General features: G+C 66.1%; 22 protein-coding genes. 10 read left to right on the forward strand and 12 right to left on the reverse strand.

Features of this window, described 5'->3' with window-relative positions; all coding sequences use genetic code 11:
- Positions 1–49: 49 nt before the first annotated feature.
- The gene (locus tag SD196_RS10205) at positions 50–376 is read left to right on the forward strand and encodes an I78 family peptidase inhibitor (RefSeq protein WP_275607796.1); all 327 of its coding nucleotides are present in this window, start codon (positions 50–52) and stop codon (positions 374–376) included.
- Between the two features lie 797 nt (positions 377–1,173).
- Here the strand turns inward: SD196_RS10205 and SD196_RS10210 are convergent.
- Entirely contained in the window at positions 1,174–2,097 is a 924-nt protein-coding gene (locus SD196_RS10210; protein ID WP_416311385.1) for a LysR family transcriptional regulator, read from the reverse strand.
- Between the two features lie 119 nt (positions 2,098–2,216).
- On the opposite strand from SD196_RS10210, the gene SD196_RS10215 reads away from it, so the two are divergent.
- Entirely contained in the window at positions 2,217–2,966 is a 750-nt protein-coding gene (locus SD196_RS10215; RefSeq protein WP_275607794.1) for a 3-oxoacyl-ACP reductase family protein, read from the forward strand.
- Positions 2,967–3,030: 64 nt separating this feature from the next.
- Here SD196_RS10215 and SD196_RS10220 read toward each other — a convergent pair whose 3' ends face one another.
- Positions 3,031–4,119, reverse strand: a complete 1,089-nt coding sequence (locus SD196_RS10220; protein WP_275607793.1) for an FUSC family protein — start codon at positions 4,117–4,119, stop codon at positions 3,031–3,033.
- Between the two features lie 86 nt (positions 4,120–4,205).
- Positions 4,206–5,633, reverse strand: a complete 1,428-nt coding sequence (locus SD196_RS10225; protein ID WP_416311386.1) for an ArnT family glycosyltransferase — start codon at positions 5,631–5,633, stop codon at positions 4,206–4,208.
- 123 nt (positions 5,634–5,756) lie between these two features.
- On the opposite strand from SD196_RS10225, the gene SD196_RS10230 reads away from it, so the two are divergent.
- Together SD196_RS10230 and SD196_RS10235 are read left to right on the forward strand one after the other, a co-directional pair.
- On the forward strand, positions 5,757–6,818 hold the full coding sequence (locus SD196_RS10230) for a metallophosphoesterase (RefSeq protein ID WP_416311387.1): 1,062 nt from the start codon (positions 5,757–5,759) through the stop codon (positions 6,816–6,818).
- Between the two features lie 86 nt (positions 6,819–6,904).
- Complete coding sequence (locus SD196_RS10235) at positions 6,905–8,968, forward strand: putative bifunctional diguanylate cyclase/phosphodiesterase (RefSeq protein WP_275607790.1); 2,064 nt, start codon at positions 6,905–6,907, stop codon at positions 8,966–8,968.
- On the opposite strand, the gene SD196_RS10240 is transcribed toward SD196_RS10235, so the two are convergent.
- Positions 8,952–9,818, reverse strand: coding sequence for a LysR family transcriptional regulator (locus SD196_RS10240; RefSeq protein WP_331313949.1), 867 nt, complete (start codon positions 9,816–9,818; stop codon positions 8,952–8,954). The genes SD196_RS10235 and SD196_RS10240 overlap by 17 nt on opposite strands.
- 184 nt (positions 9,819–10,002) lie before the next feature.
- Here SD196_RS10240 and SD196_RS10245 point away from each other — a divergent pair, with 184 nt between their 5' ends.
- The 3 genes from SD196_RS10245 to SD196_RS10255 are packed head-to-tail and all read left to right on the forward strand — an operon-like array spanning position 10,003 to position 12,324.
- Positions 10,003–10,638, forward strand: coding sequence for an ankyrin repeat domain-containing protein (locus tag SD196_RS10245; protein WP_416311388.1), 636 nt, complete (start codon positions 10,003–10,005; stop codon positions 10,636–10,638).
- A 28-nt stretch (positions 10,639–10,666) separates the two neighbouring features.
- Positions 10,667–11,122 carry a nucleoside deaminase gene (locus SD196_RS10250; RefSeq protein WP_371226428.1) on the forward strand — a complete coding sequence of 152 codons (456 nt, stop codon included), beginning with the start codon at positions 10,667–10,669 and terminating at the stop codon, positions 11,120–11,122.
- Positions 11,119–12,324 (forward strand): CynX/NimT family MFS transporter, encoded by a 1,206-nt coding sequence (locus tag SD196_RS10255; RefSeq protein ID WP_416311389.1) that lies wholly within the window; start codon positions 11,119–11,121, stop codon positions 12,322–12,324. Before SD196_RS10250 ends, SD196_RS10255 begins: the two co-directional genes overlap by 4 nt.
- A gap of 1,050 nt (positions 12,325–13,374) precedes the next feature.
- On the opposite strand, the gene SD196_RS10260 is transcribed toward SD196_RS10255, so the two are convergent.
- The 6 genes from SD196_RS10260 to SD196_RS10285 all read right to left on the reverse strand — a co-directional run bounded on the left by SD196_RS10260 (position 13,375) and on the right by SD196_RS10285 (position 21,244).
- Complete coding sequence (locus SD196_RS10260) at positions 13,375–13,542, reverse strand: hypothetical protein (protein WP_178119515.1); 168 nt, start codon at positions 13,540–13,542, stop codon at positions 13,375–13,377.
- A 36-nt stretch (positions 13,543–13,578) separates the two neighbouring features.
- Positions 13,579–13,887, reverse strand: a complete 309-nt coding sequence (locus SD196_RS10265; protein ID WP_416311390.1) for a hypothetical protein — start codon at positions 13,885–13,887, stop codon at positions 13,579–13,581.
- 223 nt (positions 13,888–14,110) lie between these two features.
- Positions 14,111–15,508, reverse strand: coding sequence for an efflux transporter outer membrane subunit (locus SD196_RS10270; protein ID WP_331313960.1), 1,398 nt, complete (start codon positions 15,506–15,508; stop codon positions 14,111–14,113).
- Complete coding sequence (locus tag SD196_RS10275) at positions 15,505–18,696, reverse strand: efflux RND transporter permease subunit (protein WP_275607784.1); 3,192 nt, start codon at positions 18,694–18,696, stop codon at positions 15,505–15,507. Before SD196_RS10275 ends, SD196_RS10270 begins: the two co-directional genes overlap by 4 nt.
- Positions 18,697–18,804: 108 nt before the next feature.
- A complete protein-coding gene (mexE, locus tag SD196_RS10280) occupies positions 18,805–20,040 on the reverse strand; it encodes a multidrug efflux RND transporter periplasmic adaptor subunit MexE (protein ID WP_416311391.1) in 1,236 nt (411 codons plus the stop codon).
- A gap of 289 nt (positions 20,041–20,329) precedes the next feature.
- The gene (locus SD196_RS10285) at positions 20,330–21,244 is read right to left on the reverse strand and encodes a LysR family transcriptional regulator (protein WP_275607782.1); all 915 of its coding nucleotides are present in this window, start codon (positions 21,242–21,244) and stop codon (positions 20,330–20,332) included.
- A gap of 314 nt (positions 21,245–21,558) precedes the next feature.
- On the opposite strand from SD196_RS10285, the gene SD196_RS10290 reads away from it, so the two are divergent.
- Positions 21,559–22,578 (forward strand): zinc-dependent alcohol dehydrogenase family protein, encoded by a 1,020-nt coding sequence (locus tag SD196_RS10290; RefSeq protein WP_370601262.1) that lies wholly within the window; start codon positions 21,559–21,561, stop codon positions 22,576–22,578.
- A 629-nt stretch (positions 22,579–23,207) separates the two neighbouring features.
- Here the strand turns inward: SD196_RS10290 and SD196_RS10295 are convergent.
- Positions 23,208–23,555: a GFA family protein gene (locus tag SD196_RS10295; RefSeq protein ID WP_275607780.1), complete on the reverse strand. Its 348-nt coding sequence runs from the start codon at positions 23,553–23,555 to the stop codon at positions 23,208–23,210.
- Between the two features lie 101 nt (positions 23,556–23,656).
- Between SD196_RS10295 and SD196_RS10300 the strand changes: the two genes are divergently transcribed.
- On the forward strand, positions 23,657–23,935 hold the full coding sequence (locus SD196_RS10300) for a hypothetical protein (protein ID WP_275607779.1): 279 nt from the start codon (positions 23,657–23,659) through the stop codon (positions 23,933–23,935).
- Between the two features lie 86 nt (positions 23,936–24,021).
- Complete coding sequence (locus SD196_RS10305) at positions 24,022–24,630, forward strand: flavin reductase family protein (RefSeq protein ID WP_331313968.1); 609 nt, start codon at positions 24,022–24,024, stop codon at positions 24,628–24,630.
- 4 nt (positions 24,631–24,634) lie between these two features.
- Here the strand turns inward: SD196_RS10305 and SD196_RS10310 are convergent, their stop codons facing one another.
- A complete protein-coding gene (locus SD196_RS10310; RefSeq protein ID WP_416311392.1) occupies positions 24,635–25,009 on the reverse strand; it encodes a hypothetical protein in 375 nt (124 codons plus the stop codon).
- Positions 25,010–25,140: the final 131 nt, after the last annotated feature.

The raw sequence follows: 25,140 nt of genomic DNA on the forward strand, positions 1-25,140 counted from the left end.
GGTGAGCGCCCTCACGCATTTTTCAAACTCAACCTCAGGGAGGCTTTCCATGCCCTTGAACCGAGTGACCCTGCTGTCGCTTTTCGCCGTGGCCGCGCTGGCTGGTTGCAGCGCCAAGGACACCTCGTCCGACACCGCCTCGCAGGCTGCGCAAACGCCGTCGACGCCGTCCGCGAGCTGTGACGCCAAGGCCGTGCAGACGCTGGTCGGCAAGACTATCGACCCGACCCTGACCGAGCAGGCCCGCCGCGACGCCGGCGCCAGCGTGGCGCGTGTGCTGCGCCCGCACCAGCCGGTCACCATGGAGTACAACTCCCAGCGCCTGAATATCGACGTGGACGATCATCAGGTGGTGCAGCAGGTGAACTGCGGCTGATCCGCTGTTCTTGAGAAAAGCCCCGCACTGGCGGGGTTTTTGCTTACGTGATGAATCAGATGTAGGGCGGATAACGCCTCAAGCGTTATCCGCCGTCTTGTTCGGTGTTTCTGCGCCGCTCGGTGTGGGCTGAGAGATTTTGTTTCGCCCCCTCGGGCGACCTCCTTTGGCAAACTACGGATGGCCGCCCCACCCAAAGGAGGCAAAGGTCTTGCCCCATCATCCGGCCCCGGCTCCATCGAAGTTTCAGGGGCCCGCGTCGACGGGCCATCCCTGGCCCGACGACGCTCTCGCGGCATCCATGCCGCTCAACCCCTGAAACTCCGATTCCACTCGGCCTCCTGAAGGGGCGTTCCGGTGCGTGCGGAGATTTCTCTGGAAGTCCTCGTGAGCAAAACAGAGCGCCTTGCTCCTCACCGGCTTTGCTCCCGTAGGAGCGGCCTTGTCCGCGAAATCCATCGCGGATGAATCCGCTCCTACAAGATCAAGTGCCCCTCACCCTAACCCTCTCCCGCAAGCGGGAGAGGGGACTGTTCGGTGCAGGATGAAACCGTAGTGTCAGCCGGCACGGACGGCTCCCTCTCCCTGAGGGAGAGGGCTGGGGTGAGGGAGGGGGAAGCGCAGGCAGGGATTAACCCGGTAGAAGACAGTTGCTCCTACAGGGAAATACATAGCTTTGCGCCCGCGTAGGAGCTGACTCCGTCCGCGAAATGAAAAGCCCCCGCACTGGCGGGGGCTTTCTTCATGCGCGTGTCCGCGAGCAAGGGCTAGGCGTTCCCCTCGGAATCCTGCCCGCCTCAGACCGCCGAGAAGCGCTGCTCCAGGCCGGACTCGCGGAAGTGCTCGACGACGTACTCGACGAATACCCGGGTCTTGGCCGGCAGCAGCTTCTGCGCGGCGTAGTAGATGGCAGTGTTGCCGGCATCCACGTACCACTCCGGCAGCACCCGGACCAGCCGGCCATCGTCCAGGTAGGGCAATGCGTGCTGCATGCTGACCAGGGTGATGCCCAGCCCCTTGAGGGCGGCGAAGCAGGCCGCTTCCGGGTCGCTCAGGGTCATGCGCTCTTTCAGGGCGATGGGCGCCTGGGCGTGCTGGCGGTTGACCAGCGGCCAGGGGCGCACCCGACCGGTCTGCGGCGAGCGGATGCGAATGCCGTCATGGCTGGGCAGGTCGCTCGGATAGCGGATTGGCGGATGGGCGTCGAGATAGGCCGGTGAGGCCAGCAGCACCAGGTGCGCCGGCGACAGCTTGCGCGCCACGACGCCGGGCGGCAGTTCGAATCCGCCGCCGATGGCCGCGTCGAAGCCCTCGGCGATCAGGTCCACCTGGCGGTTGTCGAAGTGCCAGTCCGGGCGGATCGCCGGGTAGCGCCCGAGGAAGTCCGGTAGCAGCGGCAGGATGTAGTCGCGGCCGAACACCAGCCCCATGCTCACTTTCAACACGCCGCTGGGCTGGCCATCGGCGCTGGCCAGGTTGGCGATGGCGCTCTGCAGGCTCGCCAGGCCGCCGCTGGCCTCGAGGAGGAAGCGCTCGCCGGCTTCGGTCAGCGTCAGGCTGCGGGTGCTGCGCTGGAACAGCCGCACCCCCAGGTTGGTTTCCAGCCGGGCGACGCTCTTGCTCACCCCCGCCGGCGTCAGGCCCATGCGCCGCGCGGCGGCGGCGAAGCTGCCGGCCTCGGCGCTGCGCACGAAGCATTCGATACTGATCAGGCTTTCCATGAAGCGATTCCGGACATTCTGTATCGACTGAATATAGCGATTACTGGCTACTGCGGAAGTGTCTGGGGGAGGAGACTGGCCCTGTCGAATTTCTCCCACCCCAGCAAACGGAGTCCCACATGAGCACTAACCAACCCCTCGCCGGCAAAGTCGCTTTCGTTCAAGGCGGTTCCCGTGGCATCGGCGCCGCCATCGTGCAACGCCTGGCCAATGAAGGCGCCAGCGTCGCCTTCACCTACGTCAGCTCGGCGCAGAAGGCCGAAGACCTCGCCGCCAGCATCGAAGCCAGCGGCGGTCGCGCCCTGGCGATCAAGGCCGACAGCGCCGACGCCGCGTCCGTGCAGGCCGCCATCGACAGTGCCGCCCAGCGTTTCGGCCGTATCGACATCCTGGTGAACAACGCCGGCGTGCTGGCCATCGCCCCGCTGGAAGACTTCAACCTGGACGACTTCGACCGCACCCTGGCGGTGAACGTGCGTAGCGTTTTCGTCGCCACCCAAGCCGCCGCGCGGCACATGGGCGAGGGCGGCCGGATCATCACCATCGGCAGCACCAACGCCGATCGGATGCCCTTCGGCGGTGGCGCCGTGTATGCCATGAGCAAGTCGGCCATTGTCGGCCTGACCAAGGGCCTCGCCCGTGACCTCGGTCCGCGCGGCATCACTGTGAACAACGTGCAGCCCGGCCCGGTGGACACCGACATGAACCCGGCTGACAGCGACTTCGCGGCATCCCTGATGGACCTGATGGCGGTCGGCCGTTACGGCCGTGCGGAAGAAATCGCCGCTTTCGTCGCCTACCTGGCGGGCCCGGAAGCCGGCTATATCACCGGCGCCAGCCTGACCATCGACGGCGGCTTTGCGGCCTGATCGGTTGACCAGGCGTTGAACACCGGCCCGGAGCGTAAGCTGCCGGGCCGGTTTCATTGCTGGATCAAGTGCGGTCGCGGCTCTGGATGTTCCAGTGCGGCGCCGTGGCGGCGAGTTTCTCCGAGAGCATCTCCACCTGTTCGTACAGGCGCAGCGTCAGCCAGTAGAAGCCTTGCTTCTCGAAGGAGTCGGTGAGGTTCTGCGGGCGTGCGGGGAGGTGCTCCAGGCCCTGGCAGGCCTGCACCAGCTTGCTGGTGCGGCTGAACTTCAGGGCGTGGGCCGATTGCAGCAGCAGGCGGCCGATCAGTTGCCGGTGATGGTCCAGGCTCGACGGCACCGGTTCGATCTCACCGGCCTGGGCGGCGAACTGGCGCGAGGCGATCAGCGATTCGAGGGTGCCCATCACGGCGCGGTGGATGCGCTGGATGATCTCCAGGTCGCGCAGCGGCATCCCGGTCTCCCGCGCCACCGGCCCCAGGTGGGCACGCGAGGCCACCAGGCGATGATCCAGTTCTTCCAGCTGGCGGGCGAAATGCTCCGGGGTGAAATCGTGGTTGGACGACAACTGCCCATACATCCGCGCGCAGGCCCGCAGGTTGTCCGAGAGCAGGTAGCGCCAGACGTAGACCGCTCGCAGCGGGTAGATCTGCGAGAAGAGCAGGGCGATGGCGACCCCGATCAATACGTTGGCCGAGCGCCACAGACCCTCAGTGAAGCCGGTCTCCCCCGGCCCCGCGACGATGCACAGGGTGATCCCCGCGAGCAGCGCCACGTAGCCGGGGCGGCGGATGGCGAAGAAGGCCGAGGCGGCGCCGAATACCGACATCAACACGTAGGCCAGGAGTTGGGAGCGGGTCTGGTCGTAGACGGCGATCACGCACAGGCCCAGCGCTGCACCGACCAGGGTGCCGACTATCCGTTCGTAGGACTTGCCGCGAATGGTGCCCTGGTGCACCAGTCCGCCCATCACCACCAGTACCGTCACCGAGGACCAGAGACCATGGGGCAGCTTGAGTGCGCTGGTCAGCAGCATTGAGGCCAGCAGCGCCAGGCCGACCCGGATGCAGTGGATCCAGGCGGCGTAGCGGTAGCGGGTGTAGGGGTTGGCCAGGCGGCGGAAGGGCAGGCTGAGGATCGACGGGTGCTTCGCCAAGGGAAGCGGCTCCTGTGCGGGCGGTGGCGATAGGGCAAGGTTAGCCGCTCCCGCTGGCGTCGGTAGCCTGGCAGGTCAACGCCGCCTCATTCGTGCCCGACGAAGTAGTAGTCGCGCTGGCCGACCCGGAAATGCCGTAGCACGCTCAGCGGCGGCTGTGGCGTCTCCAGGCTTTCCAGCACGGCCACGCGGCCGCCGGGCTGGTTCAGTTGCGCCATCAGTTGTTCGTGGGTGTCCAGCGCCGGCAGACGGCTGCGGCTGTAGAACACCGCAGCACCGGCCAGACGCTCGCTGGGCTGGAACAACGTGACCTGCCGGCCCGCCAACTCCTGCTGGCGAATCTCCCGGGTCAGCGGCAGGAAGGATTCCTTCTGGTCCGCGCGCGGTTCGATCCACAGCGCGTAGCCCAGGTAGAAGCCGGGCACCAACAGAATCAGGGCGATCAGCGCGCTGCGGACCCATCCGGAATCCCGGACCTGCCAGCGCTGCAGCAGCTCACGGCCGTACTCGGAGCCGATCACCGCTGCTGCCGGGGCGAGCGACATCAGGTAGACCATGCGCTTGCTGGAGGCGAACGTCAGCAGGGTGAACTGCGCCGCCAGCCAGAGGCAGAAGAACAGCAGGTAGCGGTCGCTCGCCAGGCGTTTGCGGAAGTGCCAGAGCCCCAGGTAGAGCAGCAGGTTCCACGGCAGGAAGGCCTGCGGCAGGCGGATCAGGTAGTAGTAGAAGGGCTCGAAGTGGCCGGCCTCGCTGAACGAGCCGCTGAAGCGCCCGACGCTGTTGGTCCAGAGGATTTCCTGCAGGGCCGGGACGCCGCCGTCGCGGTACAGGAACATCAGCCAGATGAGCAGCGGGACCAGGCCCAGCACTGTCCAGAGCGCCGGACGGACCCAGGCGGCAATCTCCAGGCGCCGCCGGGTGATACTGTCCCAGAGCAGGCAGGCGAAGATCACCACCCCCGGCAGCGCCAGGCCCAGCACGCCTTTGCTCAGGGTGGCGAGGGTGATGCCGAGGGTGAAGGCCAGCCAGTGGCCGGGCCGACCGGGCGAGGCGAGCCAGGCCCGCAGGAAGGACAGCAGCGCCAGCGTTACGCCCAGGGTGAGCAGGGCGTCTTCACCGACCTGGCGGGCATTGCCCCAGAAGCTGGCCATGGTCATCAGCATCAGCGCGGTACACAGCGCCAGCAGCGGCGGCCGCCCGAGGCGCTTGAGCGTGCCGTAGAGCAGCAGGGCGCAGAACAGCGCGGCGAACGCCGAGGCCAGGCGCGCGGCCAGCGCGGTCGGTCCGAACAGGCGCATGGCGGTGACGTCCAGCCATAGGCTGAGCGGCGGTTTTTCCAGGAAGGGCAGGCCGTTCAGGCGTGGCGTCACCCAGTCATGGTCGAGGTACATCTCCATCGCGATGCCGGCCACCCGTGGTTCGGTGGAACCCTGCAACTGGTGATTGCCCAGTGCGGTGAAAAACAGCAGGCCGCCCAGCAGGAGCAGCAGGGCGAGGTGGCGGTAGGGGGGCATGGCGGTGTGTCCAGGGTGGATCGCTATGGCCGCCAGATATAGGCGATGACGCCTTAACTCAGAATTAACTTACTGCGTGCTCCACTGCGGCTACCCACAACCGGTAAGTCCCAGGGGCCCGCCATGTCCACCCGCTCTCCGAGTCCCGCTGCCTCCTCTTCGCCGCGCCGGCGTCGTCGGCGCACCCTGTTGCTGATCCTCGTCACACTGTTGGCGGTCGCCGGGAGCCTGGCGGGCTTCATGGTGATGGTTCCGCCGCCGCACTACACCCCGTTATCCGGCCAGCCGGCCTCGCAGGTTACCCTGCTGGCGCTGGGCGACCAGGGTAGCGGCGATCTCCAGCAATGGCGCGTGGCGCGGGGCATGGAGCAGGTCGCCGAGCGCGAGGGCGGGCTGAACATGGTGCTGCTGCTGGGCGACAACTTCTACGGCAAGCCGCTCACGGGGATCGACGATCCCGCCTGGCAACTGAAGTTCGAGCGTGTCTATCACGGCGACTGGCTGAGCCATGTGCCCTTCTATGCGGTGCTGGGCAACCATGATTACCCGAAGTCCGCTGCCGTCGAGCTGGACTATGGGCGCAAGGGCGCGGGCTCCGGCCGTTTCCAGATGCCCGATCCCTTCTATGTGCGCGATTTCGGCGAGGTCGAGGGCCGTCCGCTGCTGCGCGTCGTATTCCTCGATACCTCCCAGGATGCCGCCGGCCGCCAGCGCCAGGCGGACTTCCTGCAAGCGGCCTTCGCCAGCAGCGGCCCCGCACCGATGTGGAAGATGGTGGTGGCGCACCATGCGATTCGCAGCGGTGGTGGCAAGCATGGCGAAGACCAGGAGTTGCTGGCGCAGCTGCTGCCGGCCATGCAGCGCAGCGGGGTGGACATCTACCTGTCGGGCCATGAGCACAACCAGCAGGTACTGGTACACCCCGGTGAGCCGGCTTGGCTGATTTCCGGCGGCGGTGGGCAGACCATCGATACCTTCAAACCCGCAGCGCCGACCGATGACGTGCCGTTCGCCTTGGCCAGTCCGGGGTTCGCCCGACTGGCTTTCACGCCGGAACGGCTGCAACTGGCCTACTACAACGCGGACGGGCGCCAGGAGCAGGGCTTCCTCTGGGCGCGGGTCTGTCCGTGGATGGCGCAGGGGTGCCTGCACCGGTACGACCCATCGCAGATAGCGACGAACTGACATCTTTGCCAGTGTTTTGCCACCAGGGTTTTCGCTAAAATTCGGGCCTTTTGCGCGATCCTTAACCGCGCGCCTCGAGAGTCCCCATGCTGACTGGCAGTTATGATCCCTCCCTGGTCCTGATATCGCTCTGTGTAGCGATCCTGGCGTCCTACACCGCCCTCGACCTGGCCGGCCGGATCGCCACCGCCAGGGGCTGGCCGACGCTGCTGTGGATTGGCGGCGGCGGGGTGGCGATGGGCATCGGTATCTGGTCGATGCACTTCATCGGCATGCTTGCCTTCAGCCTGCCCATTGCTCTGGGCTATGACATACCGCTCACGCTGCTGTCGCTGGCCACCGCCGTACTCAGTTCCGGATTCGCCCTGGCGCTGGTCAGCCAGGAGCGCCTGCCGCCCTGGCAACTGGTGCTCGGCGCCCTGGCAATGGGTGCGGGGATCAGCTGCATGCACTACCTGGGGATGTACGCGATGCTCATGCAGCCGGGCATCGACTACGACCCACTGCTGTTTGGCCTGTCCCTGCTGATCGCCGTGCTCGCCTCGGGCGCGGCGCTGTACATCGCCTTCCGCCTTCGTCGCAACACGCCCTATGTGCGCCTGGTGCGTGGCGGCGCGGCGCTGGTGATGGGCGTGGCCATCGTCGGCATGCACTACACCGGCATGGCCGCGGCGCGTTTCCCCGAGGGCAGTTTCTGTGGCGCGGCGCCCAGTGGGTTGGGCAATGACTGGATGGCGGTGTTGATCATCGTCGTCACCTTGGCGGTGATCGGTATCGCCCTGCTGACCTCGGTGCTCGATGCGCGCCTGGAGTCGCGCACCGCGTTGCTCAGCTCGTCGCTGGCGCGGGCCAACCAGGAGCTCACCCAACTGGCCCTGCACGACAACCTGACGCGCCTGCCCAACCGTGTGTTGCTGGAGGACCGCATCGAGCAAATGATCAGCAAGGTGCAGCGCAACGGCGGGCATTTCGCACTGATGTTTCTCGACCTGGATGGCTTCAAGCCAGTCAACGATGCCTTCGGCCATCATGTCGGCGACCTGCTGCTCAAGGATGTCGCCCGCCGCCTGCGCGACAACCTGCGCAGCGAGGATACGGTGGCGCGCATCGGCGGCGACGAGTTCGTCCTGCTGGTGTCGCTCGCCGAGCCGGAAGACGCCGTGACCATCGCCAGCCAGCAGGTCGGCCTGCTGGCGCAGCCGTTCCAGGTCAGTGGCCAGGAGTTGCGCATCGCCGCCAGCCTCGGCATCGCGCTCTATCCCGGCGATGGCGCCAACCAGCAGGAGCTGCTGCGCAATGCCGACGCCGCGATGTACCACGCCAAGGGCAATGGCAAGAACGGCTACAGCTTCTTCGAGCAGTCGATGAACACCAACGCCCGCAACCACCTGCAACTGCTCCACGACCTGCGCGCGGCCCTGGCGCGGCGCGAGTTCGTCCTGCATTACCAGCCCAAGTTCTCCGCCAGCGGCGAGCCGATGGGTGCCGAGGCGCTGCTGCGCTGGCTGCATCCGCAGCGCGGCCTGCTGATGCCCGATACCTTCATCAGCCTGGCCGAACGCACCGGCCTGATCATCGGTATTGGCGACTGGGTGCTGGACGAGGCCTGCCGGCAGATGAGCCTGTGGTATGCGCAGGGCTACCGCGACTGGCGCGTGGCGGTGAACCTCTCGGCGCTGCAGTTCTGCCACGCCGGGCTGGTGGACTCGGTGGCCGGCGCGCTGCGCCGCTACCAGCTGCCGGCCAACTGCCTGACCCTGGAAATCACCGAGACCACGGCGATGCGCGACGCCGATGCGAGCCTGGAAATCCTCGGCCGCCTGGCGGAGATGGGGGTGGACCTGTCCATCGACGACTTCGGCACTGGCTATTCCAGCCTGCTGTACTTGAAGCGCCTGCCGGCCAACGAGCTGAAGATCGACGGTGGCTTCGTCCGCGATCTGGAGCAGGACAGCGACGACGCGGCGATCGTCTCGGCCATCGTTGCTCTGGGCCAGGCGCTGGAGCTGCGGATCGTCGCCGAAGGGGTGGAAACGCCGCGCCAGCAGGACTTCCTCACCCGTCTGGGCTGCGATTCGCTGCAGGGCTTCCTGTTCGGCAAGCCGGTGCCCGCCGAACAGTTCATCGACCACATCAGCGCGACGGCGTGACCTCGGCGAGCTGCGCGCACAGGTTGCGCAGCTGTTCGCACAGGCTACGCCCGACGCTGTCCAGCTCGGGGCGGGCGTAGAGCGCCAGTTCCAGCCCGTCGATCGGGGCGAAGCCTTGCGTGGCGTCCAGCAGCCGATGTCCGGCGTGGCGGCCGCGCAACGGCAACAGGCTGACACCCATCCCCGCGGCCACCGCCGCCGACAGGCTGGCCAGGCTGCCGCTGCTGTAGCTGATGCGCCAGCGCCGCCCGCTGGCTTCCAGGGCGTGGATCATCTCCTGGCGGTACAGCGCGCCGAGCGGGAACACCACCAGCGGCAGCGGATCGCGGGCGGCGGCGGGGTTGTCGGCGCTGTCCAGCCAGGCCAGCGGCTCCGGCCAGTGCGCCAGGCAGTCGCTGTCGGCGCCCCATTGCTTGACCAGCGCCAGATCCAGCTCGCCGCTGCGGTACTGGCGCAACAGCTCCTGGCTGAGACCGCTGGAGACCTCCAGGCGCAGGCGCGGACGCTCCACGCTGAAGGCCGCCAGCAGCGGCATCATGCGTTCGCCGGCGAAGTCCTCGGGCATCCCCAGGCGTAGCACGCCTTCGCTGTGCTCGCTGCTCAGCGCCTCGCGCGCCTCGCCGCCCAGCTGGAGGATGCGCCGGGCGTAGCCGAGCAGGCGTTCACCCTGTTCGGTGGGCAGCACCTGGCGCTGGCTGCGGTCCAGCAGGCGGCAGTCCAGGCTCTGCTCCAGCCGCAGGATCTGCTGGCTGACGGTGGACTGGGTCAGGTGCAGCAGTTCGGCGGCACGGGTGAAGTTGCCGGCGTCCACCACCATCACGAAGCTGCGCAGGAGGTTGGGGTCTAGCATTACGTTTACCACTGAATGGCATGTTTCTATTTAATTTCAACATAGAATGCCCCTTCGTCATACTAGCGACATTCTTTTCGAGGCTGTTGCCGCTTCGCCGCGCCTGCCACGGGCTGCACCGCGTCTGGCGACGCTACGGGTATCGTCACTCCCCACAGCCTCTGGTGATGACAGAGGAGCGCCAATGGACACGCCGACCGTTCAGACCGAGGACGTGCACAGCCGCGCGGCGGCAGAGGCCCTGCTGAGCGCCGCCAGCGCCGGGCGCGACGGGGACGTGGCCGCGTTGCTGGGGCGTGGCGTGCCGGTGGACGTCACCGACAGCCAGGGCAACACGCCGTTGCTCCTGGCCACCGCCCAGGACCGCGTCGCTGTCGCCCGCCTGCTGATCGCCGCCGGCGCCGACGTCAACCGGAAGAACCGTATCCACGACAGTGCCTACCTGCTGGCTGGGGCAGCGGGGCGCCTGGAGATTCTCAAGCTGACCCTGGCCAACGGGGCGGACCTGCGCAGCACCAACCGCTATGGCGGTACCGCGCTGATCCCGGCCTGCGAGCGCGGTCATGTCGAGGTGGTGGACACCCTGCTGCGCGCGGGCGTCGACCCGGACCACGTGAACAAGCTCGGCTGGACCGGGCTGCTCGAAGCCATCCTGCTCAGCGATGGCGGTCCGCGTCACCAGGCCATCGTGCAACGACTGATCAGCGCCGGGGCGAACCTGAACCTGGCCGACAACGACGGCATCACGCCGCTGCAACACGCCCGCCAGCGCAACCAGACCACCATCGCCAGGATGCTGGAAGCCGCCGGCGCGCATTGAGCCCATGCCGATTTTGAAGAGAACTGCCATGCAACACGAAGACTTCATGCGCGAAGCCCTGCAACTGGCTCGTGACAATATCGACGCCGGCGGCCGCCCATTCGGCGCCGTGCTGGTCAAGGACGGCCTGGTGATCGCCCGCGCCGCCAATTCCATTCACCTGGACTGCGATCCGACCGCCCACGCCGAACTGCTGACCATCCGCCGCGCCGCCTCCGTACTTGGTACGCCGCGCCTGGAGGGCTGCGTGATCTACGCCAGCGGCCACCCATGCCCGATGTGCCTGGCGGCCATGCACCTGTGTGGCGTCGAGGCGGCGTACTTCGCCTATTCGAACGATGACGGCGAGCCGTTTGGCCTGTCCACCGCCAGGGTCTACCAGCAGATGACCCTGCCGCCGCAACAGCAGGCATTGCCGCTGCGGCCATTGCGGCCGCTCGGGGAAGAGGGGCTCTACGTGCGCTGGCAGGCGCACGGCAAATGAGTCGCAGCATCGCCGTACCGGCGGAAGAAACGGCCCGCGCCAGCTGGATCGGCCTGCTGGTGATCGTCGCGCTGGGCATCAACCTGCGACCGATCCTCACCTCCATCGGCCCCTTGCTCACCGATATCCGTGACGCCACCGGCCTGGGCTTCCAGGGCGCCTCGATGCTCACCGTGTTGCCGGTGCTGTGCATGGGCCTGTTCGCCCTGGCCCTGCCCTGGGTCGGCCCGCGCCTGGGGGAAAGCCGAGGTGTCGTCGCCGGCCTGCTGGCCATCGGCGCCGCCTGCTTCTGGCGCCTGCTGCTGGACAGCGGCATGGCCCTGATCGCCAGCGCCGTGCTGGCCGGTACCGGGGTGGCGATCATCCAGGCGTTCGTACCGGGGGTGATCAAGCGCTGGTTCCCGCACAAGGTGCCCTCGGCCATGGGGCTGTATTCGGCCTCGCTGATGGCTGGTGGCGGCAGCGCCGCGGTGCTGGCGCCGGTGCTGTCGGAGCACTTCCACCGCTGGCAGGACGGTCTCGGCGCCTGGCTGCTGTTGGCGATCATCGGGCTGCTGCTGTGGGCGGTCGCCCGTCCGCGCGAGACGCCGCTGGCCACGCCGCCACGGCAGGCGGTGCAGCACTATTTCGGCAGCCGCCGTGCCTGGTTGCTGGCGCTGTACTTCGGGGTGATCAACGGCGGCTACACCAGCATGGTCGCCTGGCTGCCGGTGTATTACCGCCAACTGGGCTGGAGCGCCCAGGCCAGCGGCGGGCTGATCGGCCTGATGACCATCTTCCAGGTGATCGCCGCGCTGACCATTCCGCTGCTGAGCCGTGGCTCGTCGGATCGTCGCGGCTGGCTGAGCCTGTGCCTGCTGATCCAGCTCGCCGGCTTCGTTGGGCTGATCATGTCGCCGCTACATCTCTCCGGCCTCTGGGTGGCATTGATCGGCTACGGCTTGGGTTCGTGCTTCGCCCTGAGCCTGACGCTGACTCTGGATCATCTGTCCGATCCCGGCGCGGCGGGGCGCCTGGCGGCATTCGTGCAGGGCATCGGCTTCATCGTCACCGGGATCATTCCCTACGTGACCGGCGCGCTGCGCGACAGCACCGGTACCTTCCAGGCATCCTGGATACTGCTGGCGGTGTCGGTGGTGGCGATGCTGGGGGTGACGCTGCGCTTCTCGCCCAAGGGCTATGCGCGGGCGATGGGCCGGTAGGGCAGCGGCGGATCGCCAAGGGCGCCCGTGGCGTCGGCACGGTTCTGTAGGAGCGGACTTCGTCCGCGATGTTTTTCGTTTTGTTTGGGGGTGCATGCGCCGCTTCGGCGTGTGCTGGGATTTCTTGTTTCGCCCCCTCGGGCGAGTCCCTTTTGTCAAACGCCACAAAAGGAACCAAAAGGGCTCGTCCCGGCATCCGGGTCTTCGCTTCGCGAAGACTTCCCTCCTTCCGGTATTGCTCCGAGGGTCGGCGTAGAAGGGCCATCCATGGCCCTCTACGCCTCTCGCGGCATCCATGCCGCTCGCCCCTCTGCGCAATACCTCCACTCGGCCTCCTGACGGGACTCTGCGCGCGCCTGCGACTTTGGCTGCTTCATGCTGGATTGCTTTTCGTAGGATGGCGTGGAGCGAAGCGATACCCATCTGTAGGGCGATGCTCTTGTAGGAGCGGAGCTTCTCCGCGATTCGACGGCAAGGCCGGCGTTACAGATCAAGGTGTTCAGCCGGTTGCGTTGGGGACGGTGGCGGACCTTCGCGGACAAGGTCCGCTCCTACGGGAGCAGAGCCACCTCGGAGCAGGACGCTCTGCTTTGGCTGTGAGGACTTCCAGAGAAATATCCGCGCGCACCGGAGCGCCCCTTCAGGAGGCCGAGTGGAGTCGGAGTTTCAGGGGTTGAGCGGCATGGATGCCGCGAGAGCGTCGTTGGGCCATGGATGGCCCGTCGACGCGGGCCCCTGAAACTCCGATGGAGCGAGGGAAGTCCCGCGAAGCGGGACCCGGATGATGGGGCAAGACCTTTGCCTCCTTTGGGTCGTTTGCCAAAGGAGGTCGCCCGAGGGGGCGAAACAAGAGACATCCGAGCACGCCGAAGCGGCGCAGAAACACCCAAACCTCAGAAACGGCGGATAACGCGTCAGGCGTTATGCGCCCTACGAAGAGCGAAAGCATCGCGGACGGAGTCCGCTCCTACGGTATGGGCTGCATTCGCTCGAACTGGACCAACCACGGTCGGTCCATGCGCACATCGCGGAGCGGGCCGCTGCCCGCTGCTACACCGATGTCGCCAGGTAGATCCGATAGGTGATGACCGACAGCATGCTCAGCACGCCGATCCACATCAGCAGTACGCCAACGCCCCGCTCGCGGATGGTGAAGCCGATCCCCAGCATGAACATGCCGAAGACGATGATGGCGATGGTGACGAGGATGGAGTCCATGGCATGTCCTTGTCGCAGTGTTCCGATAGATGAAGTTTAGGCCAGCGGCTGCTCGAATTGCCTTGATCCGTGAAAGCCGGGCGGGCGGATGATAGCCGCCTGGGATCGATTGCCCAAGCCGTAATGCCGCTCAGGCCGCCTGGGTATGCTGCGGAGCAGCCGATAGGCCTTGAGTGTCAGGTGCAGGCTGCAGGAGCCGCGTTCGAGATAGCCCAGGTGGATGAGCAGGTCACTCAGGCGCGGATGGATCGCTGCGCCACGGCGTACATCCGCAAGGACCTTGCGTAACGCGGCATCGGAATGGGAGGGCGGGCCTTTTCTGCCTCTTCCTCTTTCGTTGCTCATGGAGGCCTGTTCTCTGTTCCTCTTTTCAGCAGTCTGCGGCCAAGGACTGGTCGGCGCTTTTTCTATTGCCATTGGAAAACACTGATCAACGCACCGGCATCTGACAGATTCCGGAACCTCGGCATGTCCTGTTTGTGGGAGCGCCCATAAAAAAGCCCCACGGTCAGGAGCGCAGACCGCAGGGCAGGAAGGGTCGAGGTCGTCTCGACCGGGAGAGGAACTATCAGGCCGAGGGCTGCCAGCCGCCGCCCAAGGCCTTGTAGATGGCGACGATGCCGCGATAGACGTCCACTTCCGCCAACGCCTGGGCGTCCTCGGCGGCCAGTTGCTCGCGTTCGGCGTCCAGCAGGTTGAGGAAGTCCACGGTGCCTTCGCGGTACTGCTGGCCGGCCTGCTGCGCCGCGTTGCGGCTGGCCTCGGACTGGCGCACCAGGGAGACCAGGCGCTGCTGGCGCTTGCCGTAGTCGCTGAAAGCGTTGGACGACTCTTCCAGTGCCAGCAGGACCTGCTGCTCGTAGGTCGCCAGGGCCGCGTCGGCGTCGGCCTTGGAGGCCCGCAGGCGAGCCCGCACGCTGCCCAGGTCGAAGGCTGCCCAGGTGATGCTCGGGGCGACGCCCCAGGCATTGGCGGCAGACGAGCCGATCTGTGAGCCACGGCCGGCGGTGAACCCGAGGAAGCCGCCAAGGCTGACTTTCGGGAACAGGTCAGCGGTGGCCACGCCCACGTCCGCGGTGGCGGAGGCCAGGCGGCGTTCGGCGGCGGCGATGTCCGGGCGGCGGCGCAGCAACTCGCCGGGGTCGCCGATCGGCAAGGCCTTGGCGATGGCCGGCAGCTTCTTCGGCGACAGGTCCACAGAGAGCGCGTCCGGACGTTGGCCGAGGAGGGTGGCGATGCGGTTCTGCTGCCGGACTTCCTCGGCCTGCAGTTGCGGCACGCTGGCTTCGGTGGCGGCCAGGCGCGCTTCGGCACGCTGTACGTCCAGTTCGTTGCCCACGCCGGCATCGCGCAGCTGGATGGTCAGGTCGCGGGACTCGCGCTGGTTCTCCAGGTTGCTCCGGGCGATGCTTTCGCGCAGCTGCGCGCCGCGCAGTTGCCCGTAGGCATCGGCCAGCTCGGCGATCAGGCTGACCTGCAGTTGCTGCAGGTCGGCCACCGTGGCGTCGCTCAGGGCATCGCTGGATTCCAGCTCGCGGCGCACGCGGCCGAACAGGTCGACTTCCCAGATCATGTCCAGGCCCAGGTCGTAACGCTCCTGGTTGACCCGGTCCTCGGTCTGCCCCGGCACCTGGCCCTTGCCGATCTGCGCGGAGGCGCGGCTGGTGACGGTGGGGAAGCGGTCGTTGGCAACGTCGTCGCGGATCGCCCGCGAGGCCAGCACGCGGGCATAGGCCACGCGCAGCTCGCGGTTTTCCTTCAGGGCCTGGTCCACCAGCTGGCTCAGCACCGGGTCGTCGAACTGCTTCCACCAGGCGTCTTCATAACGCGTACGGTCGTAGTCCTTGGCCTGGGCGTTGCTGTCCAGTTGAGCCGGCGCGGTGTCCGGCTTCTGGTAGTCGGGGCCGACCATGCAGGCGCTTAAGGCCAGCGCGAGCAGGGCGGGGGCGAAGAGTTTCACGTTCATACCGAATGCGCCTCGTGGTTCAGGGTGGCTCGCGCTTGTTTCTTCGCTTCACGGGCTTCCATGACGCGGCGGATCAGCACATAGAAGACCGGGGTCAGCAGCAGGCCGAAGAAGGTCACGCCGAGCATCCCGGAGAACACTGCGACACCCATGGCATGGCGCATTTCGGCGCCGGCGCCGGACGACAGCACCAGGGGCACCACGCCCATGATGAAGGCGATGGAAGTCATCAGGATCGGGCGCAGACGCAGGCGGCAGGCTTCCAGTACCGCACTCAGGCGGTCCATGCCTTCGTCCTGCTTGTCCTTGGCGAACTCGACGATCAGGATCGCGTTCTTGCACGCCAGGCCCACCAGTACGATCAGGCCGATCTGGGTGAAGATGTTGTTGTCGCCACCGGACAGGATCACCCCCGTGATGGCTGACAGCAGGGTCATCGGCACGATCAGGATCACCGCCAGCGGCAGGCCCCAGCTCTCGTACAGCGCGGCCAGCACCAGGAAGGCGAGCAGCACGCAGAGCGGGAAGACGAACACCGCGGTGTTGCCGGCGAGGATCTGCTGGTAGGTCAGGTCGGTCCACTCGTAGGTCATGCCGTTGGGCAGTTCCTGCTTCAGCAGCCGCTCGATCGCCGCCTCCGCCTGGCCGGAGCTGTAGCCCGGTGCGGCGGCGCCGTTGATCTCGGCGGTGATGAAGCCGTTGTAGTGCATCACCCGGTCGGGGCCGGAGGTGTCGCTGATCTTGATGAAGGTGGCCAGCGGGACCATCTCGCCCAGGTTGTTGCGCACCTTCAGCTGACCGATCTGCTCGGGCTCCAGGCGGAACTTCTGGTCCGCCTGGACGTTCACCTGGTAGGTGCGACCGAAGCGGTTGAAGTCGTTGGTGTACAGCGAGCCCAGGTAGACCTGCAGGGTGTCGAAGATGTCGCTGATCGCAACCCCGTGGGTCTTGGCCTTCTCGCGGTCGATGGCGGCATCCACCTGCGGCACGTTCACCTGGTAGCTGGTGAACACCGACATGGGGTTGAGCTCCGGCAGCGCGCGGGCCTTGTTGAGGATGTTCTGGGTCTGGCTGTAGAGCTCCTCGTAGCCCAGGTTGCCACGGTCCTCCACCTGCAGGCGGAAGCCGCCGATGGTGCCCAGCCCCTGTACCGGCGGCGGCGGGAAGATGGCGATGTAGGCGTCCTGGATATCGGCGAACTGCTTGTTCAGCTCGGCGGCGATCTCATTGGCCGACATGCCCGGCCCCTTGCGCTCATCGAAGTCCTTCAGGGTGGTGAAGACGATGCCGCTGTTGGGGCTGTTGGTGAAGCCGTTGATCGACAGGCCCGGGAAGGCCACGGTGCTCTGGATGCCCGGGTGCTTGCCGGCGATGTCCGACATGCGCTTGATCACGTCTTCGGTGCGGTCCAGCGTGGCGGCGTCGGGCAGTTGCGCGAAGGCCACCAGATACTGCTTGTCCTGTTGCGGCACGAAGCCGGTCGGGGTGCTGGAGAAGCCCAGATAGGTCAGGCCGATCAGCCCCGCATAGAGGATCAGCGCGATGGAGCTGCCGCGCAGCACGCGGGTGACGGTACCGACATAGCCGTGGCTGGCGCGGTCGAAGAAGCGGTTGAACGGACGGAATAGCCAGCTGCCCAGCAGCGTGTCGAGCAGTACCGAGAAACGGTCCTTCGGCTCGTGGTGCCCCTTGAGCAGGACGGCAGCCAGCGCCGGCGACAGGGTCAGCGAGTTGAACGCGGAGATCACCGTGGAGATCGCGATGGTCAGCGCGAACTGCCGGTAGAACTGCCCGGTGAGGCCGGAAATGAACGCGGTCGGCACGAACACGGCGCACAGCACCAGGGCGGTGGCGATGATCGGCCCGGTCACCTCGCGCATGGCACGCTTGGTCGCCTCGATCGGGGTGAGGCCCAGCCCGATGTTCCGTTCGACGTTCTCCACCACCACGATGGCGTCGTCCACCACGATACCGATGGCCAGCACCAGGCCGAACAGCGATAGCGCGTTGAGCGAGAAGCCGAAGGCGTGCATTACCGCAAAGGTACCGATCAACGACACCGGCACCGCGGCCAGCGGGATGATCGAGGCGCGCCAGGTCTGCAGGAACAGCACGACCACCAGTACCACCAGGATCAGGGCTTCGAACAGGGTGTGCACCACCGCTTCGATGGAGCCGCGAACGAAGATGGTCGGGTCATAGACGATGGAGTAGTCCACGCCCTGGGGGAAGTTCTTCTTCAACTCGGCCATCTTCTCGCGCACCTCGTTGGAGATGGCGATGGCGTTGGAACCGGGACGCTGGAAGATCGGCAGGGCCACGGCCGGCTGGTTGTTCAGCAGCGAACGCAGGGCGTACTGGTTGGAGCCGAGTTCGACGCGGGCGATGTCCTTCAGGCGGGTGATCTCGCCGTCCGGGCCGCTGCGGATGATGATGTTCTCGAACTCTTCTTCGTTGACCAGGCGGCCCTGGGTGTTGATCGACAGCTGGAAGCTGGTGGCGCTGGGCGCGGGCGGCGCGCCGAGGGAGCCGGCGGCGACCTGGCGGTTCTGTTCGCGGATGGCCTGCACCACGTCGCTGGCGGTGAGGTTGCGCGAGGCGACCTTGTTCGGGTCCAGCCACACGCGCAGGGAGTAGTCGCCCATGCCGAACAGCTGCACGTCACCCACACCGTCCAGGCGCGCCAGCTCGTCCTTGATGTTGAGGATGGCGTAGTTGGACAGGTAGAGCATGTCGTAGCGGTTATCCGGCGAGGTCAGGTGCACGACCATGGTCAGGTCGGGCGAGGCCTTGTCGACGGTGATGCCGATGCGGGTGACTTCCTCCGGCAGCTTGGGCTCGGTGCGGGTCACACGGTTCTGCACCTGCACCTGCGCGTTGTCCAGGTTGGTGCCCAGGGCGAAGGTGATGGTCAGGGTCATCTTGCCGTCGGCGGTGGACTGCGAGGACATGTAGAGCATGTTCTCGACGCCGGTGATGGCCTGTTCCAGGGGCGCGGCGACGGTCTCGCCGATCACCTTGGGGTTGGCGCCGGGGAAGTTGGCGCGCACCACCACGGTGGGCGGCACCACTTCGGGGTATTCGCTGATCGGAAGCTGGAACAGCGAGATGGCTCCGCCGATCAGGATGATCAGCGAAAGCACGGCAGCGAAGATCGGCCGCTGGATGAAGAATTGCGAAAAGTTCATGGCTGGTTCCTGTCGCGAACGTATGGTTCGCCAAACCCGGGACAAAGGTCACCCGAGGCCCTGGTGGGACAGGGCCTGGTACATCAGTTCATGGATTGCGGGTTGTGATCAGCCGCGCGGCGCGCTCGGCCTGGCGGATTTCTCGGCGACCTTCGGCGCTTCGCTCTGGGCCAGGGCCTGGCGCTGTCGGGCGAGGGTGGCGAGGGTGGCCTGGCTGGCCATCTCGACACTCTGCGCGTCGACCTGGGCGCCGGGGCGGACCCGCTGCAGGCCGTTGACCACGATGCGGTCGCCCTTGGCCAGGCCGTTGCGGACGATGCGCAGGCCTTCCAGCTTCGGGCCCAGCTCGATGCTGCGGTACTGCACCTTGCTGTCCTTGTCGATCACCAGCACGAACTTCTTGCCCAGGTCGGTGCCGACCGCGTCGTCCTTGATCAGTGCGGCGGGGTAGGTGCCGCTGCCGACCAGCTTGATGCGGGCGTACAGGCCGGGGGTGAACTGGTTGCCGTCGTTGTCGAACACCGCGCGGCCACGGATGGTGCCGGTCTTGGGGTTCACCTGGTTGTCCAGGAAGTCCAGCTTGCCTTCGTGGGGGAAGCCGTCCTCGCCGGTCAGGCCCAGGTACACCGGGCTGCTGCCACGGGCGTCGGGGCCACCCTTGCGGGCCAGGTCCATGTACTTCAGGTAGACGCGCTCGTCGGCGTCGAAGTAGGCGTAGACCTTGTCGGTAGAGACCAGGGTGGTAAGCAGGGTCTGGCCGCTGTTCACCAGGTTGCCGGCGGTCACTTCGGCTCGCGAGACGCGGCCGTCGATGGGCGCGGTGATCTGGGTGAACGACAGGTTCAGGCGGGCGTTGTCCAGTTCCGCCTGGGTCGCCGCGACCACGGCCTTGGCCTCGGTGGCGGCGGCGCTACGGGCGTCGGCCAGCTCCGCGGAAATGGCGTTGGTGGCGCGCAGGCGCTCGCCACGGGCGGCTTCGTTGACGGTGCGGGTCTGGTTGGCGCGGGCCTGTTGCAGCTGCGCTTCCAGGCGATGGACCTCGGCCTCGAACGGGCGCGGGTCGATCTGGAACAGCAGGTCGCCTTTCTTCACCAGCGCGCCTTCGCGGAAGGCCACGCGGTCGATGTAGCCGGAGACGCGCGGACGCAGTTCGACGGATTCCGGAGCCTCCAGGCGGCCGGTGAACTCGTCCCATTCGTTGATCGACTGTTCGATGACTTCCGCCACGCTGACCTTGGGAGCGGGCATGTTCTGCGCCGCATCCTGGCCTTTACCGCACGCGCTGAGCACCAGCGCGGCGGCGAGCGCCAACGGAATACGCAAGGTTTTGAGATTTCGCTCCATGGAAAAGACTCCGGCGTTCTAATTGGTTTTGGGACTTCTGATGGAGCGGAGTCTGCGTTCGGGGACGCCCGGGAACTAATCGAACGAGCAAATTTTGATTATCACGTGGAGTGATAAATGCCTTTGCACTATGCGCACGAATAGATGGAAGAAGTGGGCATGGGATTTGCCCGAATGCGCTTTTTTGTAGGAGCGAGCTTGCTCGCGAACCCGCATTGCACGGTATGTCGGGTGACAAGAGCTTCGCGAGCAAGCTCGCTCCTACAGGTAGAGTTACGCCTACTGGACGTCAGAGACTGTCAGGGTCGCCCACGAACATGGTGATGCGCGAGCGCAGCCAGCGTTCGGCCGGGTCGTTGTCCTGGGCGCCACGCCAGACCATCGACAGGTCGGCTAGCCGGGTGGGGAAGGGCGGTTCGTCGGCGCGCAGGCCGCCGCTGGCGGTCAGTGCCTGCGCCACGTACTCGGGCACGGTGGCAATGATGTCGGTGCCGGCCAGCAGCTGGGCGAGACCGACGAACTGCGGCACCGCCAGCACCACCTGGCGCTTGCGGTCCATCTCGGCCAGGGTCTGGTCGACGAAACCGTCCAGATCGCCCGCATAGGACACCAGCGCGTGCGGGCGCGCGCAGTAATCGTCGAGGGTCAGGGCGCCGGGGATCGAGTCGGCGCGCAGGACCTTCCAGGTGCTGCGGCGCAGGGTCTTGCGCTTGGCGTTGGCCGGCAGCTCATCGGTGTAGCTCACGCCCACGGAGATTTCCCCGGAGGCCAGCAGCTGCGGCATCAGCAGGTAGTTGGCGCGGCGCACCACCAGGGTGATGCCCGGCGCTTCGGAGCGCAGGCGGCGCAGCAGCGGCGGCAGCAGGCCGAATTCCACGTCATCGGACAGGCCGATGCGGAACACCGCCTTGCTGGTGGCCGGGTCGAAGTCGGCGGCGCGGCTCAGGGCGGTGGAGATGGAGTCCAGCGCTGGGGAAAGGTGGCCGAAGATTTCCTGGGCCCGCGCGGTGGGTTCCATACTGCGCCCGGTGCGGACGAACAGTGGGTCGTCGAACAGACTGCGCAGGCGTGCCAGGGCCGCGCTGATCGCCGGCTGGCCGAGGAACAGCTTCTCGGCCGCGCGGGTCACGCTGCGCTCGTGCATCAACGTCTCGAAAACGATCAACAGGTTGAGGTCAACCTTGCGGAGGTCGTTGCGGTTCATGGGGACTCCCTGACGATGGGGGAAAAGTGAAGCCCGACGCGACCTGCGTCAAGTCTGACAGATAAGTCCTTGATCAATTTCCACTTTTTTATCGAGAATCGTACACCTGTCGTGTACTCCCGATCGAGCCGCAAATGTGCCCGGCATATCCCGGAAAACACCCGTCGCAGAGCCTCCGGGCCGCGTCGGGCCAGGGTTTTCGCCGGTGCCGAATCATCGCTGTTTATGTCAATTATCAACGGTGAACGGTGGTGTCGCCCCCAAAGCCCGGATAGAGTCCGTGGCTATAGAGATATTAAAAGGCGAGGTATGTGATGTCCCGCATGATCCGTTTCCACCAGTTCGGTGACGCCTCGGTCCTGAAGATCGAGGAAATGCCGACCCCGCAACCGGGGCCGGGTGAAGTGCTGATCCGTACCCAGGCACTGGGCGTCAGTTGGCGCGACGTGCTCTGGCGGCAGAACCTCGCCCCGGATCAGGCCAAGCTGCCGGCGGGCATCGGTTATGAACTCTCCGGCGTCGTCGAGGCCGTGGGCGAAGGGGTCGACGACCTCGAACCCGGCACCCCAGTGGCCAGCTTCCCGGCCAACTCGCCGAACCTCTACCCGGCCTGGGGCGACCACGTCGTCCTGCCGCGCACGTCGCTGACGCGCTATCCCGAGGTACTGAGCCCGGTCGAAGCCGCCGTGCACTACACCGGCCTGCTGTATTCCTACTTCGCGCTGGTGGAACTGGCGCAGATCAAGCCCGGCCAGCGCGTGCTGATCACCGAGGCTGGCCACTGCCTGGCTCCGCAGGCCGTGCAACTGGCCAAGGCGCTCGGTGCCCAGGTGATCGCCACCACCAGCCACGAGGACAGCCGTGCGTTCCTCAAGGAGCTGGGTGCGGACAAGGTCATCTACACCGAGGAGCAGGACCTGGTGCTGGAAGTCGAGCGCTTCACCAAGGGTGAGGGCGTGGAGATCGTCCTCGACCAGTGCGCCGGCCCGCAGATGAAGCTGCTGGGTGACGTGGCCGCGCAGCGCGGCAAGCTGATCCTCTATGGCATCAACGGCGGCAACGACGCAGCCTTCCCGGCCTGTGCGGCGTTCAAGAAGCACCTGCAGTTCTACCGTCACTGCGTGCTGGACTTCACCGGGCAACCGGAGATCGGCCTGACCCGCAACGACGACGCCGTGCAGCGGGCGCTGACCGCGATCAACCAGATGACCGCCGACCAGCTGCTCAAGCCGAGCATCGACCGGGTGTTCGACTTCGCCCAGTACCGCGACGCCAACTACTACATGGAAACCTGCCCGGGCGGTGGCCGTGTGGTGATGAAGATGCCGGAGTGATCCGTCATCGGTCGCTGAAAAAGCCACTCTTCGGAGTGGCTTTTTTGTGCCTATTGCTTTTCTGCGGCGAGGGCGACGGGCTTGCGCCCGTGATCGCGGACAAGATCCGCTCCTACGAGAACTGCCTCGGTGCTAACCGGCAAACCGTAGGAGCGGACTCCGTCCGCGATGCTCTTGCTTTCCGTAGGGTGAATAACGCCTAAGGCGTTATCCGCCGATATTGGGGTTGGGTGTTTCTGCGCCGCTTCGGCGTGTGCTGAGAGATTTTGTTTCGCCCCCTCGGGCGAGTCCCTTTTGTCAAACGACGCAAAAGGAACCAAAAGGTCTTGCCCCATCATCCGGCCCCGGCTTCGCCGGGGTTCCCTCGCTCCATCGAAGTTTCAGGGGCACGCGTCGATGGGCCATCCATGGCCCAACGACGCTCTCGCGGCATCCATGCCGCTCAACCCCTGAAACTCCGATTCCACTCGGCCTCCTGAAGGGGCATTCCGGCGCGTGCGGATACTTCTCTGGAAGTCCTCAAAGGCAAGGGCAAAAACAAAGCGTCTCTGTGCGCGCTAACTCTGCTCCCGTAGGAGCGGAGCTTCTCCGCGATAAGCGCCTGCAAGGCGCTCCTCATGTCCTGCCCGCTACACACTCTTGCCATCGTACTCGCGAACCTTCAGCCCACTCACATCCACGTCCGGCAGGCAACGCACGTTGACCGCCGCGATCGGGCTGCCGTCGGGCATCGCTCCGAACGCCAGCGGCGCGCAGCCGCAGGTGGGGCAGAAATGATGCTTGATACGGTGGGTGTTGAAGGTGTAGGTGCTCATGGCGCTTTCCGGCGTGGTCAGGCGCAGCTTGTCCCGGGGCACGAACCACAGCAGCGAACCGCGCCGACTGCAGATCGAACAGTTGCACTGGGTGACTTCGCCGATATCGCCTTCGACGTCAAAGGCGATGCCGCCGCAGTGGCAGCTTCCGTGATACAGCATGATCATGCTCCTCGTGGAATGGACGAACAGCCAGTGTAGTCCGGCGCGAGCGGCCAGGGCCGTCTAAGCTGGAAGGCGCCTGCACAACCAAGGAGGTCGTCATGAAGGCACTTTATGCTGCACTCGCCGCCAGCCTGCTGCTGGTCGGCTGCTCGGGCACCACGGTCGACCGCGACAGCTGCGCCAGCGAACTCAACGCGGCCTGGAAGGAGCTGGACCTGGCCAAGGCCGAGGGTTTCGCTGGAACCGTCAGCTATTCCAAGGCGCTGACCCTGATCACCGCCGCCAAGACCGAGCAACAGGTCGAGTCCTACGGTGGTTGCCTCGACAAGGCCAGCAAGGCGCGTTTCTACATCAAGGAGTCGCGCGCCGGACGTTAACGCTGGCGTGTAGGGAGCCTCTGGCGCGGGCATAATCGCCGGGCGGACGGACGTACCGATCCGCCCGGCAGTCAGGGGACCCTTGCATGCAACTCGATTTCACCACCCTCGCGCCCGCCGACGCCTACCGTTGGCTGGCTTCCACCGTCACTCCGCGCCCGATCGCCTGGGTTTCCACGCTGTCCGCAGAGGGCAAGAGCAACCTCGCGCCGTTCAGCTTTTTCCAGGTCATCAGTGACGAGCCGCCGACCCTGATGGTCAACACCAGCGTGCGTGGCGATGGCAGCGTGAAGGACACCCTGCACAACGTTCGCGAAACCGGCGAGCTGGTGATCCACCTGGTCAGCGCCGCCCAGGCCGAGATGATGAACGCTACCGCAGCCTGGCTGCCCCACGGCGTCAGCGAGATCGAGCATGCCGGCATCGCGACCGTGCCCAGCGAGCGTGTGGCGCCGCCGCGCGTGGTCGGTGCGCCGGTGGCTTTCGAGTGCCAGTTGGCCGAGATCATTCCCTATCCGGCGGACAAGCCCAGCGCCTACCTGATCTTCGCCCGCGTGCTGCTGGCGCATGTCGATGACGGCGTGATGCGCGACGAGCGCCATGTCGACCCGGCGAAGCTGGACCTGGTGGGACGCCTGGGTGGAACCCAGTACAGCTACACCCGCGACACCTTCAGCATGATTCGCCCCAAGTAAGCCGTCAGGCGAAATCCAATGAAAGGCCCAGGCGCCAGCGGTTGTCGCTGAAGCGTGCCGCGTCCAGCCGCTCGCCCAGGGCGAACAGCTCCCGCAACAGGGCGGGGCGGTCGGCGAATTCCAGCGTCTGTTGCCGGAGCAGATCGAGGATGGCCTGCACCAGGCGCCGGCCGCTGTCGGCGTCGAACCAGCAGTCGAGCAACTCGCCTGCGGCCTCGTCGTACTCGAAGGGGCAGAGAAAGCGTGCGATCGACGGCAATCTGCGCTTTTTCAGCCAGGGATCGATCCGCTGCTGTTCGCGGTACAGCTCCGGCATTTGCAGCTCGGCGGCGAATCCGGCAAGCGGACGCTGCAGGATCAGTCGATAGCTGGCATTCATTCGCGCACCCCGGTTCAAGACAGAGGTGTCGGAATTTGCCCGGGGTCCAAGGCTGGCGCTGTCGGCGTTATCTGCAGGTTGGGTCTGAAAACTCCTATCAATGTTCTGGATACGACCTGCACGTATCCATC

This window comes from Pseudomonas macauensis, assembly GCF_047902425.1.
Lineage (GTDB): Bacteria > Pseudomonadota > Gammaproteobacteria > Pseudomonadales > Pseudomonadaceae > Pseudomonas.